Here is an 18,868-nt window from a genome sequence, read left to right as displayed (position 1 = left end):
TCAATCATGAGCCAAAAGTTTACGTACAATACGCGATTTCCTGCTGTTGAAGATTTAAGAAGACAAGCAAAGAAAAGAATTCCAAAATTTGCATTCGACTATTTAATAGGGGGTGCCAACGAAGAGCTCAATCTTGCTCGGAACGAAAATGATTTTGACAATATTTTATTAAAACCGCAATACCTTCAGGTGAGTGAGGAAATTGATATGTCCGTAGAGCTCTTTGGTCGCCGCTATAGTGCACCATTTGGCATTTCACCAATTGGCTTACAGGGCTTGATGTGGCCAAATGCGCCAGAAATTTTGGCAAAAGCAGCTGCCGAAAATGATATTCCTTATATTTTGAGTACCGTATCGACAAGCAGTATCGAGCGCATTGCCGAAGTATCAGGAGGAAAAGCTTGGTTTCAACTTTATCACCCTACAGAGAACAAATTGCGTGATGATATTTTAAGGCGACTGACGGCGGTCGAATGCCCCGTACTTGTCGTTTTGGTCGATGTTCCTGCCTTTGGACTTCGCTATAAAGAGATTAAAAGCGGCTTGTCCATGCCCCCAAAAATGAATATCGCGAATATCTTACAAACATTTGCTTGCCCGATTTGGGGCATCGAAACACTTCGACATGGAATTCCATCTTTTGCAACCTTAAAACCTTATATGGAAAAGGGGCTGGATCTTGCACAATTGGGACAATTTATGAACAGAACTTTCACCGGTAAAGTTGATAAGGAAAAGATTAAAGCTATTCGGGACTTATGGAAAGGACCGCTGGTCTTAAAAGGAATTGCAACTGATGAAGATATGCAGGCTGCTATTGCCCTGGGTGTAGACGGGGTTATCGTTTCAAATCACGGGGGCAGACAGCTTGACGCCAGCGAATCATCAATCAATTCGCTAATTCATCTCACAAACAACCCCGAGTATAAAAACAAAATCAAAATTATGCTGGACGGTGGTATACGCTCTGGGGTGGACTTGGCCCGTGCACATGCAGTGGGGTCTGACTTTAACTTTATGGGGCGACCATTTATGTATGGCGTAGGTGCCCTAGGAAATGCTGGTGGCGAACATACCATCAATATGTTCAAAGCTCACCTGTTTCAAGTGATGAAACAGCTTAGCATTTCAAAAATAAACGAATTTTCAAAACGATTACAGAAGGTATTGTAACATTGCGAAACAATAAATTAAAAGCCGAATTAAACACAGATCATATTGTGTTTAATTCGGCTTTTTGCTTGATGATAATATCGCTTACCAGTCTATTGTACGATTGTCGTTGTCTCCAAGCCCCCATTGTTCATTGACTTGACCGTTGGAGTCTTCGGGTCTTGCAGTTGCTGAACCGGCAGCTATGCCTTGCTCAAGTTCGATCAGTTGTACTTTAACCTGAGGGACGATATAGGCCATTTTCTTTTTCATAGTCTTTTATTTAATGAATTATGTGTGTTTTTAAAATCTATTCCTTCGTTTAGCTACAAGGTATTTTCTTCTTACCAGCACCCACGCCTTTAATAATTGTACGGCCATCCACAAGTTGAGTTACTTTAACAGCATTACTCTGTGTACTTCCCCAAGGAAAAGTATTGAAGGCATTACCATTGACCAGTACAAGCTCATATAACGGTCCACCACTGGTTTTACTGCCAAACATAGTCACTTTGCCTGTTCTACTGATCACAAGCTTGATCAATGGATTAGCTGCTGTTCCCTGCATATTATAGACTTGATCAATTCTTTTGTTTGTTTGCACATTTGTTCCCGCATATTTACTTCCGTCAAGGAATTGGATATTCTGTGCTGAAGACGCACCAACTTCAAATTGGATTTCATTCTTCGCCAATTTCACACCATTAATTTCCATATTGAAAGCATTATCCAACTCGGTGATGTCAAACACAAACCCGTAGTCTGCAGCAGGGGCAGTGAAGTTTTTGGAGATTGTGGTACCGTTTCTATAAAATACGCCGTCAACCCGGATTCCGGTTTTGCCACCAACAGTTACTGCGGGATAGCTCCAGTTTAATCCATCACTAGTCACATCTTGTGTACAAGTTTTGAAATTAAGCTTCAGATCGTATTTTTGTCCCGGATTGATATTTACATTTGGGATAGTCACGTTTGACTTGGTCTCGCCATCGATGGTTAAGCTTCCCAATTTTAAGGTTCCTGCATTTGTTGCGGGGTGGATCAATAGGGAAGGAGTGCTAACTACTGTACGTAACCCTATCCCCAAAGCAGGAAATTGCGCAAGTACACCAGCATCATTTAATCCATTGTATGTAAGCGCTTCATCCGAAAGTTTTAGGTTAGCAGATAGATGACTTGGTTTAAATACCGCATTTTCAATCTTGGTAATGGCACCAGTCATATTCGCATCCATTGTCAACGTTGTTGTGATTTGACTGAAGCGGTGTTTTAAAACAACGTTTAAGTTGTTCACTCCACTGTTTAGTTTCTGCTTGCTTGCAAAATACATCAAATCGCCACTGATATTGTTAAGACTCGCTGACGATAATGTACCTTGGCTATTGATACTTGGCACCGTACTTGTGCTATTTGTCGAATAGGCAATAAAAGTATACGTTTTTCCGGCATCAAGAACAATACCTTCGGCAACTGCTTCTCCGCCATAACTATACGTTTTCTCAGTAACGTAATTACCTTGTTCATCATAAACAACAACTTTGTATTTCACACCGGTATCCAAAGGTTTTTCGCTCACCTGAGGCGTTGTAGCTGTGGTACTTGATGAAGCAACCAATCCCTTTTTAACTGCTGCAGCCGAGCTGTTTGTCAGTACAACATCGATGGAAGTGCCATTGCCGAAAGGAACGGTCATTTCCTGTACCTCAGAAGCGTCCCTTGCAGCGGAAGCGCTAACGGAACCTTGCTTCTGTCCTACAGCGTTGCCCTCACCTTCAATGTAAGCCGCAACCCCCTGTAGATTGATCTTGACCATCGTTTGTTCGGCCGCGATTGTGTTTTCACCACTCTTTTTACAAGAATAAAGAGTTGAAGCAGCTAGTATAACGCATCCCAGCATTATAAAATTTTTAAAATTGCGGTAATGTTTCATTTTCATGTTAGTAGACATTTTGATTTTACTTCGTTTTCCAATGATTTTGAATGAATTATTATTGTATTATTACTAATTTATCAATAGAGTTAACATTTACTTGAATCACATCTTTTTTATGCTAATCAGTATTAAAATTTATTTGTGCAATTATATATATAGCATCTTATTTAATCATTATTATTCTCAATAAGTATTTTTTACTGTAGTGAAAATTCTACAAATCAACAAAAGTGTTTAAACATTAGCTTATAGCATCTAAAAAGGATTATTTATTGTTTTATTTAAAATTTTATTGGGTTATAATTTTCGTATAAATTAATATTCTAATTTATTCTTTGGAGATAGAGTGCGTCAAACGGATATGAGGATATAACCAAAAAAAATTTCAGGACCTCCCTAAAATTGGCTAATGTACAGATCATCTATAGCTACGCATAGGAGCATAATGCGTACAACCTTGATATATCAATTCATAACTTTATATGAAGAACTGATCTTAATTACATGAAGCTGATTTGTTATCAGGCACAAATTCTAAGCTGAGCCATTAGAATAGTAGCTGTTTATTGTTGGTCGTTGCAGTGTTTCCTCTCCGTTTAGTTCAATTTAATGGTGCAATTATTGTCAAAAAATAAATTTTTAAAATATTTTTCTAAATTTGTATAACAATGAGGTTAACTGTTATCATACTGATCACCTATATTTTGGGACTTTCCTTTGTCCCATGCAGTGATGCGAACATTCGCACCGATGGAACAGCTATGGAAGCACAATTAAACGAACCTCATAATCATAGTGAAGATACCACCGATGCCTGTTCAATTTTTTGCTATTGCAACTGCTGTAGCGGAAATATTACGGTATTTGAATATCAACTACCAAAACTTGCAGGTATTCCGATTTCGATTTATTTTAATAATCGTATGCCGGTTCTCGACACACCTATTCTATCTAACTACTTCGGAACTATCTGGCAACCGCCCAAGGTAGATGCTTAATTTCAATTTTTTAATAACTGTACACTAAAATCGTTGGAAAAATTCCTTTTTCCAACGAATGTTAGCTGGTTATATTTAGCTGTAGCATTTTATTGTTACAAGGAAATAAGATATTCTATATATCTATTATTTAAGCATTAATCAAATATATTGTGTTAGATAGTATAATTAAATTTAGCATCAAGAATAAGATCATTATTGTCTTAATGACTTTATTACTTATTATCTGGGGCAGCTGGAGCGCAACAAAACTACCGATAGATGCAGTTCCTGACATCACCAATAATCAAGTTCAAATATTTACTTCTTGTCCAACCTTGGCAGGGCAGGAAGTCGAACAATTAGTTACTTTCCCAATTGAACAAAGTATCGCTACGGTACCAAAAATTGAGGAAATCAGAAGTATATCCCGTTTTGGGCTCTCGGTAATTACTGTCGTTTTTCAAGAGGATGTAGACATTTACTTTGCGCGGCAGCTCATCAGTGAACGTATAAAAGAGGCCGTAGACCAAATCCCCCAAGGTATTGGTAAGCCTGAGTTAGCACCTGTCAGTACGGGCTTAGGAGAGGTGTACCAATATATCATCCACCCCAAGAAGGGCAGCGAGGGCAAGTATAATGCAAAGGACCTCCGGACAATGCAGGATTGGATCGTGGCCCGTCAGCTCTATGGTACCCCTGGAATTGCTGAGGTCAATAGCTTTGGCGGTGAACTGAAACAATATGAAGTAGCTGTTGACCCGAATCGCCTGAAAGCGATGAATATCAGCATACCAGAGATCTTTACTGCGTTAGAAAAAAATAATCAAAATACAGGTGGTGCTTATATCGACAAAAAGCCGAATGCTTACTTCATCCGTGGCATTGGACTCGCAACATCACTGGAAGATGTCAAAAATATCGCCATCAAAAAATCTGGCACCGTACCTATTTATGTGAAGGACGTGGCTGATGTACGTTTTGGACATGCCGTCAGATATGGGGCCCTTACTTATAATGGCGAAGTGGATGCCGTAGGGGGCGTGGTAATGATGCTCAAGGGCGAGAACAGCAATGAGGTGGTCAAACGGGTAAAAGATAAACTGCCTACAATCCAAAAATCCCTGCCCAATGATGTGGTCATCGAACCTTATCTAGATCGCACAGATCTGGTCAACCGGGCTATAGGCACTGTTGAAAAGAACCTCATAGAAGGGGCGTTGATTGTGATATTTGTATTGGTACTATTTTTAGGCAATCTCCGTGCGGGTCTTATTGTCGCATCAGCCATTCCATTATCCCTACTATTTGCTTTGGGACTGATGAACGTGTTTGGCGTAAGTGCCAATTTAATGAGTTTGGGAGCTATAGATTTTGGCCTCATTGTGGATGGTGCAGTCATTATCGTTGAAGCCACACTTCACCATTTGGGATTACGCAAGTCTACCGAAAAGCTGACACAGTCGGAAATGGACCATGAGGTGTTTGAATCGGCCTCAAAAATACGGACCAGTACCGCCTTTGGCGAGATTATCATCCTAATTGTTTATATACCTATATTGACGTTAGTAGGCGTAGAAGGAAAAATGTTCCGCCCTATGGCACAGACAGTAGGTTTTGCGATTTTTGGAGCGCTTATCCTTTCGCTGACTTACATTCCAATGATGTGTGCCCTGTTTTTACCTAAAAAGCATCTCGACAAGAAGACTTTCAGTGACCGTTTTATCGAAAAACTTCAGCGCATCTATGCGCCTTTATTGCAGAAAGCTATCCGTTTCAAATATTTTATCGTCAGCTTGACAGTCGCTTTCTTTGTCCTATCTGTTTTCTTCTTTAAAAATATGGGGGGGGAGTTTATCCCGCAGTTGCAGGAAGGGGATTATGCCTTTCACTGTATATTACCACAGGGAAGCTCGCTTTCACAAAGTATAGAAACTTCCATGCAGGCTTCCCGTATCATTAAGGAGTTTGACGAAGTAAAAATGGTTGTTGGCAAAACCGGAGCGGCGGAAGTACCGACGGATCCTATGCCACCGGAAGCGACCGATTTGATGGTCGTACTGAAACCCCAGAAGGAATGGAATTCCGGCCGAAGTTATAATGAACTCGGCGCAGCGATCCTTGAAAAACTGGAAGTTATCCCGGGTGTTTTCTTTGAAAAGAACCAGCCAATACAGATGCGATTCAATGAGTTAATGACAGGAATCCGTCAGGATGTTGCCGTGAAGATTTTCGGTGAAAATATCGACTCTCTGGCATCTTATGCGAATATCGCGGCAGCACAGATTCAGTCCGTTAAAGGTGCTAGTTCCCCGCAAGTGGAGCGCGTGTCGGGGCTACCACAGATCAATATTGTATATGATCGTACACGCATTGCGAATTACGGTCTTACGATTCAAGATGTCAATGATGTGGTAAGTACGGCTTTCGCTGGTCGCAGTACTGGACAGATTTATGAAAATGAACGTCGTTTTGACCTAGTTGTTCGCCTGGATACGACACACCGCAATAGTATAGATGATGTACGCAATCTGATGATTCCAACTGACACAGGTATTCAGATCCCACTCTCGCAAGTAGCTACAATTGACTACAAACTTGGGCCTGCCCAGATCAGTAGAGAAGCTGGCAAACGAAGGATCGTGATCGGGTTTAATGTCGCTGGTAGAGATGTGGAAAGTGTGGTCAAAGATATTCAGCAGCAACTGTCAACGAAGGTCAAACTGCCAGCAGGCTATTATTTCACCTATGGAGGCCAGTTTGAGAATTTACAGAAAGCAAGCGCTCGTCTGATGATTGCAGTGCCTGTTTCCCTCTTACTGATCTTTATGCTATTGTATTTCACATTCCATTCCTTTAAGCAAGCAGCGCTGATCTTTACCGCCATTCCAATGAGTGCAATTGGTGGTGTTTTTGCCCTGATGCTCCGCGATATGCCTTTCAGCATCAGTGCCGGAATCGGTTTTATTGCTTTGTTTGGTGTTGCTGTACTAAATGGTATTGTACTGATCGGGACTTTCAACCAGCTGAAGAAGGAAGGTATAGATGATATTTTTCAGCGCGTGAAGGAGGGTACATTGACAAGGTTGCGCCCAGTACTTATGACAGCTACTGTAGCTTCGCTGGGCTTTCTGCCGATGGCAATCAGTACGAGTGCTGGCGCGGAAGTTCAGAAACCATTGGCGACAGTTGTTATCGGCGGACTGGTAACAGCAACCTTCTTAACGTTGTTTGTACTGCCTTTGCTGTATATTATTTTTAACTCAAAACTGAATATGAAAAAAGGAAATGCGGGTAAGACCATTGCAACGGTATTGGTTTTCCTATTTTCTACCATTGGATTTAAGGGCTTTTCACAGGAACGGATCGGGATTGACAACGCTATCGATATGGCATTGAAGAGCAATCGCCAGTTTCAGGTCAATGAGGCTGAAATAACCGGAGCAACTTATAATGTCAAGACCGCGAATGAAATCCCAAAGACGGGTGTTTTTGTGGAGAATGAAGATTACCGACCCAGCGATAAGACAGGGATCATGAAAATCGGTATCACGCAAAGCATTGCATGGCCGGGACTCTACGCGGCACGAAAGGAATATTTTAAGCAACAGCTAAAATATGCCAATCTGAATACCGAAGTACTCAATGCCAATATTAAGAAAGATGTGCGCACAGCATATTATCAGCTCTGGTATCTTCAAGACAGACAGAAGCTCTATGTGGAGTTGGACAGTATCTACTCGGCGATGTTTAAGGCGACCGAATTACGTTTTAAAACCGGAGATGTCGCAGCATTGGATAAAATTGCCGCGGAGGCGAAATTACGGGAGTTGCAGGCTCAATTGATTCAAAATAAGAAAAATATGTTGGTTCAACAGCAGCAATTGATGATGCTTCTCAACCGCAATGAATGGATATTACCTGTAGAGCAATCGCTGGAAAAGATAAAAATGGACGTGGATGTACAAAATCCATCGGTTAATGCCTCACATCCTGTTTTAGCTTTGCAACAACAGAATGTCAATATCGCATCCTCCAATATCGCAGTCCAGAAAAACACAAATAAGCCGGAGTTTTCGGGCAGATTCTTTTCGCAACGCCTTTGGGGAGCAAAAGATCCTTTTACGGGTTTCTCGATATCGGCATCATTTCCTGTATTTGGCCTGGGCGCTTATAAAAGCAAGGTAAAAGCTGCAAACGCGGAAATGGAGGCGCAACAAAGACAACTGGAATATGATACACAAGTTTTTCAGACGAATAAGGTGAATGCATTGGCTGATATTGAGAAAAATACTGCGCTGTTGCAGTTCTATGAATCCGCAGGCCTCAAGCAAGCTGACGCCATCATCAAAGCCGCGAGTCTTGGTTACAGAACAGGTGAAATAAGTTTTGCGGAGATGAGCCAGTTCTTAAGTCAGGCGATCGGTATCAGACAGAACTATTTAGATGTGCTCAATCAGTATAATCAATCGGCAATCCAATACAATTACTTCAATAATAAATAAATAAGTCAACAATGAGAGTTATCATAAAAATATTTTTTGCACTAGCGATTACAACAGTTTTATATAGCTGCGGATCAGATTCAAAAGGTGCTGGCGATGCCAAGAAGGAGGAAGGGAAAGGTGCTACCGAAGAAAACCATAACGAAGGACCAGTGACTGTAGCAGCATTGAGTGAACAACAGATAAAAGCTGTAGGTATTGCTTTTGGAACTATAGAGGAAAAGGAGCTGACAGCGACGATCAAAGCCAATGGCGTACTTAGTGTGCCCAATAACAACAAAGCCAATGCGACAACTTTGTATGGTGGCGTTGTTAAGACGTTAAATGTGCAACTAGGTGACTTTGTGCGCAAAGGGCAGGTCATAGCAACCATTACGAATCCGCAATTTATTCAGCTTCAGGAAGAATATGTCGCTCTGGCAAGCAAAATTACACTTGCAGAACAAGAGATGGCAAGACAGCAAGAGCTCAATGAAGGCAACGCTGGAGCAATGAAAAACTTGCAGTCTGCGACAGCGGATTTCAATAGTCTTCGCGCCAGAAAGGCATCGCTACAACAACAGATTCAACTGATGGGCATCAATCCCAATGGTGTGAGCCTTTCCAATTTGCGGGCTTCACTCGTGGTGACAAGTCCGATTAACGGCACTGTGAGCAATGTCTTTGCCAAGATAGGTAGCTATGTGGATGTTTCATCGCCGGTTATTGAGATTATAGATAATAGTCTATTGCACCTTGATCTTCAGGTTTTTGAAAAGGATCTCCCTATGGTTAAGATTGGGCAGATTATTAATTTTCAGTTGACAAACAACCCCGATAAAACCTATTCGGCTAGAGTATTTACGATAGGCTCATCTTTTGAAAATGATAGTAAAACAATTGCTGTTCATAGCACTGTGATCGGTAGCAAGGTTGGTCTGATAGACGGTATGAATATTACAGGGATGATCGGGATCAATAATGTCACCGCTCCAGCAGTTGCGAATGACGCGATTGTGGAAGCGGATGGTAAGTTCTACATTTTCGTAGAAACAAGCAAACAGGCCGAAGAGCATGAAGAAGGACACGATGATCATGGACATGCACATGATGAGGGTGAGGCTAAGCACGAACATAAAAATGAAACAGAAGCTGCTAAACACGCAACTGAACAGGGTAAGAATGTCAATTTCGAGAAGGTTGAAATTCAAAAAGGTGTCTCAGCATTGGGATATACAGCAATTACACCAGTACAGGAAATTCCTGCGCAAACCAGGATTGTTGTGAAAGGAGCATTTTTTATCAATGCCAAGATGAGCAATACAGGTGGGCATGAACATTAAGTAGTAGCATTTGTTAACGAAGTAATCATGATAAGGTATGGAACACAAACATATTTATGATGCACAAGGTAAACAACTTTGTTGTACACAGACGGAAAAAATATATAATCAGGCAGGCGCCCAACGTTTAATACAGGGCGCGCCGACCCAGGATCAGGCACATAGTCACAGTGATGATGACGGTCATGATCATTCAGTGGCAGAAGGTAGCACCTTACAGCTCTTTCTGCCAGCGATAATTTCATTTGTCTTGCTGATTGTAGCCATTGCAATGGACAATTGGGTACCACAGGAATGGTTCAAGGGTTGGATCCGGATCATTTGGTATGTACTGGCTTACATTCCGGTAGGATTTCCAGTGATTAAAGATGCATTGAAGAGTATTGGAAAAGGAGAGATTTTCTCCGAATTCTTACTGATGAGCATCGCCACTATTGGTGCTTTTGCAATTAAAGAATACCCAGAGGGTGTTGCTGTAATGCTTTTTTATGCGGTAGGGGAAGTATTTCAGACATTGGCTGTCAGTCGTGCCAAGAACAATATTAAAGCGCTCCTAGATCAGCGCCCGGACGAGGTGACTATTGTGGAAGCGAACAGTAGTCGAGTCATTAAAGCAGAAATGGTGGCTATCGGTGCTATTATTCAGCTGAAACCCGGAGAGAAACTTGGTTTGGATGGTGAATTGATCTCCGATACAGCTGCGTTCAATACAGCAGCACTTACAGGAGAAAGTAAACCAGATACAAAAACCAGAGGTGAAGTCGTACTGGCCGGGATGATTAACATGAATACCGTGAGCTTGGTAAAGGTGACAACAGCATACCAAGACAGTAAATTGAGCAAAATCCTAGAGCTGGTGCAGAATGCAACTTCGCAGAAGGCACCAACGGAACTCTTTATTCGAAAATTCGCAAAAATATACACCCCCATTGTCGTACTTTTAGCCATAATGATCTGTCTTGTCCCTTATATTTTTGTTGCGCAATATATATTTAATGACTGGCTCTACCGCTCACTTGTATTTCTTGTGATTTCTTGCCCCTGTGCGTTGGTAATCTCTATACCGCTAGGTTATTTTGGAGGAATCGGTGCCGCGAGCAGAAATGGTATCTTATTTAAGGGCAGTAACTTTTTAGATGCTATGGCCGGGATCCAACATGTGGTTATGGACAAAACTGGCACCATGACTGAAGGTGTTTTCAAAGTGCAGGAAGTTCGTTTAGAATCAGGTTTCGATGAAAAAGCTATACTCAAACTGGTTAATAAAATTGAAAGCCATAGCAGCCATCCCGTCGCTACAGCAATCAAGGAATATGTCGGCGAGCCAGATGAAACCATCAGCCTTACTGATGTCGAGGAAATACCCGGGCACGGGCTAAAAGGAACTGCAGACGGAAAGGTACTTCTGGTTGGCAACTTTAAACTTTTGGACAAATTTAATATTGCTTATAACATAGACCCGAATGGTATTGTCTATACGACAATAGCCATAGCGCTCGACAACCGTTTTGTAGGTTTTATTACCATTGCAGATAGCATTAAAGAAGATGCCGCAATGACGATACAACTGTTACATAAATTGGGTGTAAAAGCTACCATGCTGAGTGGCGACAAGAGTACCGTGGTTACTTATGTGGCTAAGAAACTCGGTATTGATAAGGCTTTTGGGGATCTTCTTCCCGAAGATAAAGTTAACAAGATCAAGGAAATAAAAACACTAAACGAAAGTGTCGCTTTTGTCGGTGATGGAGTTAATGATGCACCCGTTGTCGCTTTGAGCGACGTTGGAATCGCTATGGGTGGACTGGGAAGTGATGCTACGATCGAGACTGCAGATGTGGTTATACAAGATGACAAGCCTTCTAAAATACCCATGGCAATCAATATTGGTAAACAAACAAAGAAAGTAGTTTACCAAAATATTGGACTAGCATTTATGGTCAAGGGTATTGTTTTAATCCTTGGTGCTGGAGGATTGGCAACGATGTGGGAGGCTGTATTTGCAGACGTTGGTGTTTCGCTTATTGCAATATTGAATGCTATCCGAATTCAGAAGATGAAGTTCTAAATCAGTTTTTATTAATAATGTACTTACCCAGCACCTTACCACCCTAAGGCTCTTTGTTTTCTTTCGGGTGCTTTTTTATTTACCGACGAGCTTTTCGTAAAGAGGCCATATTTCCGCTAAATCATCGTTTGACTGCGCTTCTGGATAGTGTTCATCATGCAAATTACGGATTTCGACTCCTTGCCCTTGATCATTTATCACAACAGCGGCCCGAAGCTCGTCGGTACCATCATAATAAATACCTACGCCAACAAGCCTACCATCGAGGATAATTTCACTTACGAGATACTTCCTAGCATTCTTGCCTTTGCCGACATTATGACCGCTAGAAATCGTATTTCCTTTGCTATAGCGTCTTTCCATATCCATAGAACATCGAAAATATCAATTTGTTGTGTTTTTAATATATTTCTGCCTTATTTGATCAAACAATAAACTCGGAAGTTTTTCAGTGTCCAAACGACAGATAATGGGGAATGCGGGCACGATCTTGCGATCGAGTGAACTATACAATAAATTCTCACCTAAAATTTAAACTCCAGGTTGCTCTTTCCTCTTCCGTCTAAAAGCTGAATATACAATAATCACGCTAATGGTCATTAAAATAAATGCTAGGAAAAAGGGCGCTCCAGAGAATTTAAATGGTGCTGTATCGTGCGTGAAATAGTAAAACAAATTAGTCATCATTGGCGGGCCTATAATCGATGTTGCACTCATTAAGCTTGTTAATGCACCTTGAAATTCACCCTGTTCGTTTGACGGGACATTCTTTGTAATTACAGATTGTAGTGCAGGCCCACAGATTCCACCTAAGCAGTAGGGGATTAGAAAGACAAACATCATCCATCCCTGATTAGCGAATGCAAACAGCAATAACCCTATAGCGTAAAATATTAACCCGTAATAAATACTCTTTTGTTCGCCTAGTTTTGGAGTTGTCCAGCGTATTAAAACGCCTTGAACCAAGCCAATTAATAAACCAATTACGCCAAGGGAGATACCCACCATTCTTTCTGTCCAGTCAAATTTATACATGGTGAAGAAGTTCCAGTTGCTTTGCACTGCGTGTCCTGCAATATAAATCAATATCAATGCTACGATTAAACCGGAGATCTCAGGATGCTTTCCTAAGAATCTGAATGATCCAATTGGATTTGCGCGCCTCCAGTCAAATGCTCTTCGCTTATCTTTATCCAAACTTTCGGGAAGAATAAAATATCCATAAAGAAAATTCAATAGACATAAACCAGCAGCGGCGTAGAAAGGAACCCTTGCTCCATAATGTCCAAGCAATCCACCGATTACTGGGCCAATAATAAAGCCCAATCCAAAAGCGGCGCCAATAAGACCAAAATTTTTAGCACGGTCTTCATCCGTAGAGATATCTGCAATATAAGCACTGGCTGTTGTGAAACTGGCTCCCGTTAGTCCTGCTATCACCCGCCCCAAAAATAGCCAGCCGATCGAAGGGGCAAGCGCTAGAAAAATATAATCTACCGCGAAACCAAATAAGGAAATTAAAATAATAGGTCTCCGACCATATTTATCACTCAGATTTCCCACCACTGGTGAAAATATAAATTGGGTGAATGCATAAGCAAAACCGAGCCAACCGCCATACTTGGCCGCCTCACTGATGTCACTATGAATAAGTTCCTCGATAAGCTTGGGAACGACAGGAATAATGATGCCCCATCCGGTGATATCAATGAGTAAAGTAATAAATATAAAACCTATAGCGGCTTTCTTTTTCGAGCTGTCAATCATGGTCTAAAAATAGAAAAAACTTGAAAAAATTTCATCTAAATTTTAAAAGCTTAATTTATGATAAACGATCGGATCAATCGAGGAGGTTTGTGGACGAAAGATCAAATCGAATGTAATATGTTTCGGTCATGCTAAAAGGCAAACTATAGCAGTTATCTAAGTAATTATCACAAGACATCACAAAGAGGATGATGTCGTACCGGGAAATTACAAGAGTTGGCTATAAAACAAAGCCGACTCGCTTCATGATGTAGTGATAGTGCCAATGCTATCTTTGTGGGATCTGATATATTGACTTTTGGATGTAGATCGACCTGAACAAACCGACCACTACCATCAGAACTTGTTTCTAAAATTGCTTCGGCATTGTCTGTGTAGGAAATTATCTCAATGTTATTTTTAGAACAAACATATAAATAAGACATCATGTGACAAGAGACAAGGCTACTCAATAGCAGATCCTCTGGATTATACAATGTCGGATCCCCCTTAAAAACCTTTGCAGCTGAGAGCTGTAAATCCGTCTTACCCTGGATAGAAATCCTGTGACTCTTATGATATAACTTTGCTGTTTCTGAGGGCTGCTGTTGATGAAACCATCTTAAAGTAGCCTTAAAATAATGCTTTATAGCCATCCTGCAAAAATTTGACGTGTTATTAGTTATTACTTCCAGCCGTTCTCTTTATGTTCGAACGAAAGAAATGTAGTCTGTGTTAATAGGGTCAAGCCCACTTCTTCTCATTTCCATAGCGATTTGTGCCCGGTGGTATGTGCCATGATTAAATATATGTAGAAGGATATCCCCAAAAGAATTTTGAAACTGCTCATTCTTGGTGTTTGTATAGTTTACGACTTCCATCGTTTTTACCTTGTCAACGCGCACCTTATCTGCAAATGCTGAAGAAGCTAATTGGTGATATTGTTCACAGGTTAACAAGCTATGTTCGTCCCATACACCCACAGGTGGTTTTTTGCCATTAAGTCGATATAACCATATCAGCTGCGCATTCATAATATGACTTAATAATCGTAAACAGTTCGACGGAATGTGTTCGGCATCCTGTTTCATTTTTTCGATCAGTAAATTATTCGCCCAATTGTTATATAACCATAATTGTACCAGCGTATCCGACATTGTGAATCGTTTTATTTAGGGATTAAATATACACAAGAATAAGCGAGTAAATGCAGACTGAACGATTAATTTTATGTCAGGTCAGGCTATCAATCTATTCGCACTTCTCTGGCTAATTCAGTAGATTCCTTGTGGGACGAATGATAGACGCTGGTTTTTGGTTTTTCAGATTTAGGAGGAGTTGACAATTTTCTGCTAGGTCCCGATGGTAGAATAATCGCCCGGAATCTAAGAGGCGAAGATTTGCAAAGTAAACTGAAAACAATCTTTAAAGCGCAAGCAATTCAGTAATATTCACATCGGATTGTCAAAAAAGAACCTGCAAATTGTGTTTTCGTATGACAAGCTATTTTGTTCCAAAAATAAGTTTAAAAAATTGCTTGCAATTGCGGCTGATTTTCTATCTTGCGCCTTTAATTAAAGATCACATAGCTGTAAGATATTTGGGCTGTATTCCAATTAACCGGTGCAGGGTGCTTTAAAATTGGAAGAGCGGCTGATCGTTTTGTATGTGATATTATTCGACTTATTGATGGATGTTTTTTTTGAATTTCTGAATAACCTCACAAATCCAGACTGGATTGTTAGTCATGGAGGTTTATATCTACTGTTGTTTATTATTTTTGCCGAGACAGGTATCCTCATTGGATTTTTCCTTCCTGGTGATCCGATTCTTTTTATTGCTGGCATGATCGTCTCGAACATGACAATTCCACCTTCGGAACAGATACCTACACTCTTGTATTGGATTGTACTTGTATCGCTCGCTGCAGTGATAGGAAATTTTGTCGGATATTGGTGTGGAAAGGTCTTTGGTAAACGAATAATGAGCTTAGAAGATAGCTGGCTCTTCAAAAAAAGCTATATATTGAAAGCACAGGAGTTTTACGAAAAAAGAGGTGGGGGAGCCATCGTTCTCGCAAGGTTTCTTCCTATTGTTCGGACCTTTGCTCCAATTGTGGCCGGCCTTGTTGGCATGGACTTTAAAAAATTTGCGTTATACAATGTGATTGGTGCGATTGTATGGTCTGGAAGTTTGGTTACTCTGGGCTATTTGTTGGGCGAAAATGTCTGGGTAAAGGAAAACCTGGAACTTGTAATTATTGTTATTGTGTTGATTGCGACAGCACCTGTCATCGTAAAAGCATTCACATCAAAAGACCGAGCAAAGATTATTCAATAAATCGGGATTTATATGGTTTAAACTACGCTATTGCTTCATATAACTAGAGCTAGTGCCTATGATTGATTTGCAAATCAGACCATTTACTTATTTGATTTCATCGCCTTGACTTTTTTAATTTTATCATCGTTTAAAAAGTCCTGATATTCTTTTGTTTCCATTCCATAAAGTGCTATTCTGCCTTCATGATTACTATGAATTCCAAAACCGTATTTTTTTACGAGGGGAGATGCCCGCAGGCAAGCTTGCCCCTTTGAAAAAAATATGTTCTTGGCGTCAGCATACTCTTCCTGGATTAGTCCATTACGATCTGCATAAACCTGAAAAAGTAGTTCATCAGAAGTATACTTATAAGGTGATTGTGAGATAAGCTCATATTGCATTTCCGCTACAGTCTGTTTATCCCTTTTTGGCGGATGATTTCCTGTGGACACTGTTATATCTTCAGCTACCTCTATAAAAGTGTCAATGTAGTTCGTAGAATGGATTTTCATACAATTATTGATTTATTTTGGTCAACAACTATAAAACTCTGGTATGCAGAGATAAACGTAAAATAGGGCACTCTTTCAGCTTTACGAAAAGAATGAAAGAAATTATTATCCAAATCATTACTAATTTCATCTGTGTTTTAAACATTTTTTTTCACGGAAAAGAAATGTTTTGCAGTATTTTTCTTAAATTTACAGAAATATTGCGCAGCACCCTACAGTATACCTATCATAAATGGCTACAAATCAATTGATAAGTGGCCATTTTCCTATTAATAACATATCGCATATCCGCATATACCATTCAATTACATATTTATAGCAAATATACCATAAAGTAACAATTGATGATTTTAATCGTTTGCCATCTTCAAATTTAAAACATTAATTTATAATATTCCTTGTTTTGAGAAAATTTATTGTCGTATTATGCTCTTTATATATTATTTTCTTATAGGGACGAAAAAATACAAGTAAATATAGTTTAAAGAGATTATAAGATTCGATGATAATGGTTCACGATTCGGTCACAAAAGATTTTATATGTAATTTTATCTTTTTTTAATTTTAACATACAAGGGAAAATTAATTTTTCTATATTTGTATATCATTGAGGCATTTTTTACTTATTCAAATTTAATGCGCAGTCTAAGTAAGCTCTTTATATGGAATTTCCCATACAAAATGTAGATATGATATGTATACTGTAGGTAGGTGTATAATTTAACAGGGGTAGCTGTAGGGGCTACCCACTGTTGTTTTTAATCGCTTTTTTGAATTGTATAATATCCAGGTTTTAACAATCGTCTTGCGAAGCTGAGCTTTGGTAATTGATGTTTACCCTATTGTCATTTACCATAAAAACCCGAATTTGCAGATCAGTACATGATTGATATATCCCCCCAATCTTGTAAACGTACCGTCAAAAATTCCACTAAATACATGCTCAAGGTAATGATCAGCCTATTTTTTACTTTATATTTAGGTATGATTATACTTACCTAAAAAACTATCGATGGAGAATAAAGAACAGATTGATTTTGCGACGGCAAGCTTCAAAGAATTTGAAAATATTGCTGGTTTGGATATAATGGATACGGCAAGGTATTTCAATTCCTATATCAATTACATGAAAAAAAATGAACATCTCAACTTTAGGTTTATAACACAAGGTTGCGGCCCAACTGCGATTGTAAGTTCGCCCTTTCTAAAGAAACCAACTGAATGCGTAAGTCTTGTGTCAAACGATTACCTTAATTTTTCTCAACATCCAAAAGTGAAAGCCGCAGCGATAGCGGGAATAGAGAAATATGGCACAGGAGCGGGGGCATCCCCTTTAATCGGCGGACACCATGAATATCATGTTGCGTTAGAACAAAAGCTTTGTAAATTTTTCAATCGTCCAGAGGGATCAAGTATTATTTTCACGACCGGGTATACAGCAAATAGTTCTACTTTATTGAGCTTACTAAAACTAGAGGACTGTGCCATTGTTGATATGGAAGTACACGCAAGTGTGTACGAAGGATTATTAAATACAAATATTAAACGATTTCCACATAACAGTACTGTCCATCTTGAGCGGGCATTAGTCGAAACCCAGAATAAGTTTAGAACTAAATTAGTTATCATTGACGGCGTGTATTCGCAAAATGGCGATTTCGCGAAAATGGACGAAATCTATGCGCTGACTAAAAAGTATGGAGCATATCTAATGGTGGATGATGCCCATGGCATAGGCGTTGTGGGAGATAACGGCAGAGGTGTTATTGAAGCTTACAATCTGTTAAATAAGGTTGATATTATTGCGGGAACGCTGAGTAAAGCGTTTGGTCATATTGGTGGTTTTATCATTTCGACGCCTGAGATCATTAATTACCTTCGCTATCAGTCCAGGCAACAGGTATTCTCTTCGACGTCAACCCCGGCAAGTTTCGGTTTATTAAAAGCTATTGATTTAATTGATGAAGAGCCCTTTTGGCGCAACAGGCTCAAAGACAATGTTAAATATTTTAAAGAGGGATTGCAATCATTGGGTGTAGATATTGGGACATCATCTTCACCAATAATACCGATAAAGATAGGTGATCCAATTCGAACTGCTCGAATATCCCGCATGTTGTTACAAAATGGAGTCTATGCGAATTGTATCGTCTATCCCGGTGTAGCAAAAAAAGATGCACGTATTCGTACAAGCCTGATGGCTACGCATAGTAAGGAACATTTGGATAAAGTATTAAACGTACTGGAAGACATTAGTAAGGTTGTGAGCTTGAAAAAATCAAGATAAGTTAACCTTATCATCTTTATTATTTATTATATTGATCTGAATCC

The 18,868-nt window shown here is 39.8% G+C and carries 14 protein-coding genes; 7 read left to right on the top strand and 7 right to left on the bottom strand.

Annotated features, from left to right (window positions below; all coding sequences use genetic code 11):
- The first annotated feature begins 6 nt into the window (after positions 1 to 6).
- Positions 7 to 1,173: an alpha-hydroxy acid oxidase gene (locus B4A24_RS06285; protein WP_293943628.1), complete on the top strand. Its 1,167-nt coding sequence runs from the start codon at positions 7 to 9 to the stop codon at positions 1,171 to 1,173.
- An 84-nt stretch (positions 1,174 to 1,257) separates the two neighbouring features.
- On the opposite strand, the gene B4A24_RS06280 is transcribed toward B4A24_RS06285, so the two are convergent.
- Together B4A24_RS06280 and B4A24_RS06275 are read right to left on the bottom strand one after the other, a co-directional pair.
- A complete protein-coding gene (locus B4A24_RS06280) occupies positions 1,258 to 1,425 on the bottom strand; it encodes a hypothetical protein (protein ID WP_293943626.1) in 168 nt (55 codons plus the stop codon).
- Positions 1,426 to 1,474: 49 nt separating this feature from the next.
- Positions 1,475 to 3,088 (bottom strand): fimbrillin family protein, encoded by a 1,614-nt coding sequence (locus B4A24_RS06275; RefSeq protein ID WP_293943624.1) that lies wholly within the window; start codon positions 3,086 to 3,088, stop codon positions 1,475 to 1,477.
- A 665-nt stretch (positions 3,089 to 3,753) separates the two neighbouring features.
- On the opposite strand from B4A24_RS06275, the gene B4A24_RS06270 reads away from it, so the two are divergent.
- From B4A24_RS06270 to B4A24_RS06255, 4 genes are all read left to right on the top strand, one after another.
- Entirely contained in the window at positions 3,754 to 4,083 is a 330-nt protein-coding gene (locus B4A24_RS06270) for a DUF6660 family protein (RefSeq protein ID WP_293943623.1), read from the top strand.
- A 206-nt stretch (positions 4,084 to 4,289) separates the two neighbouring features.
- A complete protein-coding gene (locus tag B4A24_RS06265; RefSeq protein ID WP_409456470.1) occupies positions 4,290 to 8,567 on the top strand; it encodes a CusA/CzcA family heavy metal efflux RND transporter in 4,278 nt (1,425 codons plus the stop codon).
- Between the two features lie 11 nt (positions 8,568 to 8,578).
- Entirely contained in the window at positions 8,579 to 9,889 is a 1,311-nt protein-coding gene (locus B4A24_RS06260) for an efflux RND transporter periplasmic adaptor subunit (protein WP_293943619.1), read from the top strand.
- A 37-nt stretch (positions 9,890 to 9,926) separates the two neighbouring features.
- Complete coding sequence (locus tag B4A24_RS06255; protein ID WP_293943617.1) at positions 9,927 to 11,957, top strand: heavy metal translocating P-type ATPase; 2,031 nt, start codon at positions 9,927 to 9,929, stop codon at positions 11,955 to 11,957.
- Positions 11,958 to 12,032: 75 nt separating this feature from the next.
- On the opposite strand, the gene B4A24_RS06250 is transcribed toward B4A24_RS06255, so the two are convergent.
- From B4A24_RS06250 to B4A24_RS06235, 4 genes are all read right to left on the bottom strand, one after another.
- Positions 12,033 to 12,320 (bottom strand): hypothetical protein, encoded by a 288-nt coding sequence (locus B4A24_RS06250; RefSeq protein WP_293943615.1) that lies wholly within the window; start codon positions 12,318 to 12,320, stop codon positions 12,033 to 12,035.
- A 168-nt stretch (positions 12,321 to 12,488) separates the two neighbouring features.
- Positions 12,489 to 13,724: a TCR/Tet family MFS transporter gene (locus B4A24_RS06245; RefSeq protein ID WP_293943613.1), complete on the bottom strand. Its 1,236-nt coding sequence runs from the start codon at positions 13,722 to 13,724 to the stop codon at positions 12,489 to 12,491.
- A 167-nt stretch (positions 13,725 to 13,891) separates the two neighbouring features.
- Positions 13,892 to 14,359: an OsmC family protein gene (locus B4A24_RS06240; RefSeq protein ID WP_293943611.1), complete on the bottom strand. Its 468-nt coding sequence runs from the start codon at positions 14,357 to 14,359 to the stop codon at positions 13,892 to 13,894.
- 48 nt (positions 14,360 to 14,407) lie between these two features.
- Positions 14,408 to 14,860 (bottom strand): DinB family protein, encoded by a 453-nt coding sequence (locus B4A24_RS06235; RefSeq protein ID WP_293943609.1) that lies wholly within the window; start codon positions 14,858 to 14,860, stop codon positions 14,408 to 14,410.
- Positions 14,861 to 15,326: 466 nt separating this feature from the next.
- On the opposite strand from B4A24_RS06235, the gene B4A24_RS06230 reads away from it, so the two are divergent.
- Complete coding sequence (locus B4A24_RS06230; RefSeq protein WP_293943607.1) at positions 15,327 to 16,043, top strand: DedA family protein; 717 nt, start codon at positions 15,327 to 15,329, stop codon at positions 16,041 to 16,043.
- Between the two features lie 83 nt (positions 16,044 to 16,126).
- Here the strand turns inward: B4A24_RS06230 and B4A24_RS06225 are convergent, their stop codons facing one another.
- Positions 16,127 to 16,537, bottom strand: a complete 411-nt coding sequence (locus B4A24_RS06225) for a DUF6157 family protein (RefSeq protein ID WP_293943605.1) — start codon at positions 16,535 to 16,537, stop codon at positions 16,127 to 16,129.
- Positions 16,538 to 17,549: 1,012 nt separating this feature from the next.
- Here B4A24_RS06225 and B4A24_RS06220 point away from each other — a divergent pair.
- Complete coding sequence (locus tag B4A24_RS06220; protein WP_293943603.1) at positions 17,550 to 18,824, top strand: aminotransferase class I/II-fold pyridoxal phosphate-dependent enzyme; 1,275 nt, start codon at positions 17,550 to 17,552, stop codon at positions 18,822 to 18,824.
- The last annotated feature ends 44 nt before the right edge of the window (positions 18,825 to 18,868 follow it).

Origin of the sequence: Sphingobacterium sp. UBA7249 (genome assembly GCF_002472835.1) — a bacterium.
Lineage (GTDB): Bacteria > Bacteroidota > Bacteroidia > Sphingobacteriales > Sphingobacteriaceae > Sphingobacterium > Sphingobacterium prati.
Note: the sequence above shows the minus strand (reverse complement) of the source record. Positions and strands in the feature narration are given on the sequence as shown.

Coding starts and splice junctions, on each gene's coding strand:
- B4A24_RS06285 (WP_293943628.1), top strand. CDS start 7: ATGAGCCAAAAGTTTACGTACAATACGCGATTTCCTGCTGTTGAAGAT.
- B4A24_RS06280 (WP_293943626.1), bottom strand. CDS start 1,425: ATGAAAAAGAAAATGGCCTATATCGTCCCTCAGGTTAAAGTACAACTG.
- B4A24_RS06275 (WP_293943624.1), bottom strand. CDS start 3,088: ATGAAAATGAAACATTACCGCAATTTTAAAAATTTTATAATGCTGGGA.
- B4A24_RS06270 (WP_293943623.1), top strand. CDS start 3,754: ATGAGGTTAACTGTTATCATACTGATCACCTATATTTTGGGACTTTCC.
- B4A24_RS06265 (WP_409456470.1), top strand. CDS start 4,290: ATGACTTTATTACTTATTATCTGGGGCAGCTGGAGCGCAACAAAACTA.
- B4A24_RS06260 (WP_293943619.1), top strand. CDS start 8,579: ATGAGAGTTATCATAAAAATATTTTTTGCACTAGCGATTACAACAGTT.
- B4A24_RS06255 (WP_293943617.1), top strand. CDS start 9,927: ATGGAACACAAACATATTTATGATGCACAAGGTAAACAACTTTGTTGT.
- B4A24_RS06250 (WP_293943615.1), bottom strand. CDS start 12,320: ATGGAAAGACGCTATAGCAAAGGAAATACGATTTCTAGCGGTCATAAT.
- B4A24_RS06245 (WP_293943613.1), bottom strand. CDS start 13,724: ATGATTGACAGCTCGAAAAAGAAAGCCGCTATAGGTTTTATATTTATT.
- B4A24_RS06240 (WP_293943611.1), bottom strand. CDS start 14,359: ATGGCTATAAAGCATTATTTTAAGGCTACTTTAAGATGGTTTCATCAA.
- B4A24_RS06235 (WP_293943609.1), bottom strand. CDS start 14,860: ATGTCGGATACGCTGGTACAATTATGGTTATATAACAATTGGGCGAAT.
- B4A24_RS06225 (WP_293943605.1), bottom strand. CDS start 16,537: ATGAAAATCCATTCTACGAACTACATTGACACTTTTATAGAGGTAGCT.
- B4A24_RS06220 (WP_293943603.1), top strand. CDS start 17,550: ATGGAGAATAAAGAACAGATTGATTTTGCGACGGCAAGCTTCAAAGAA.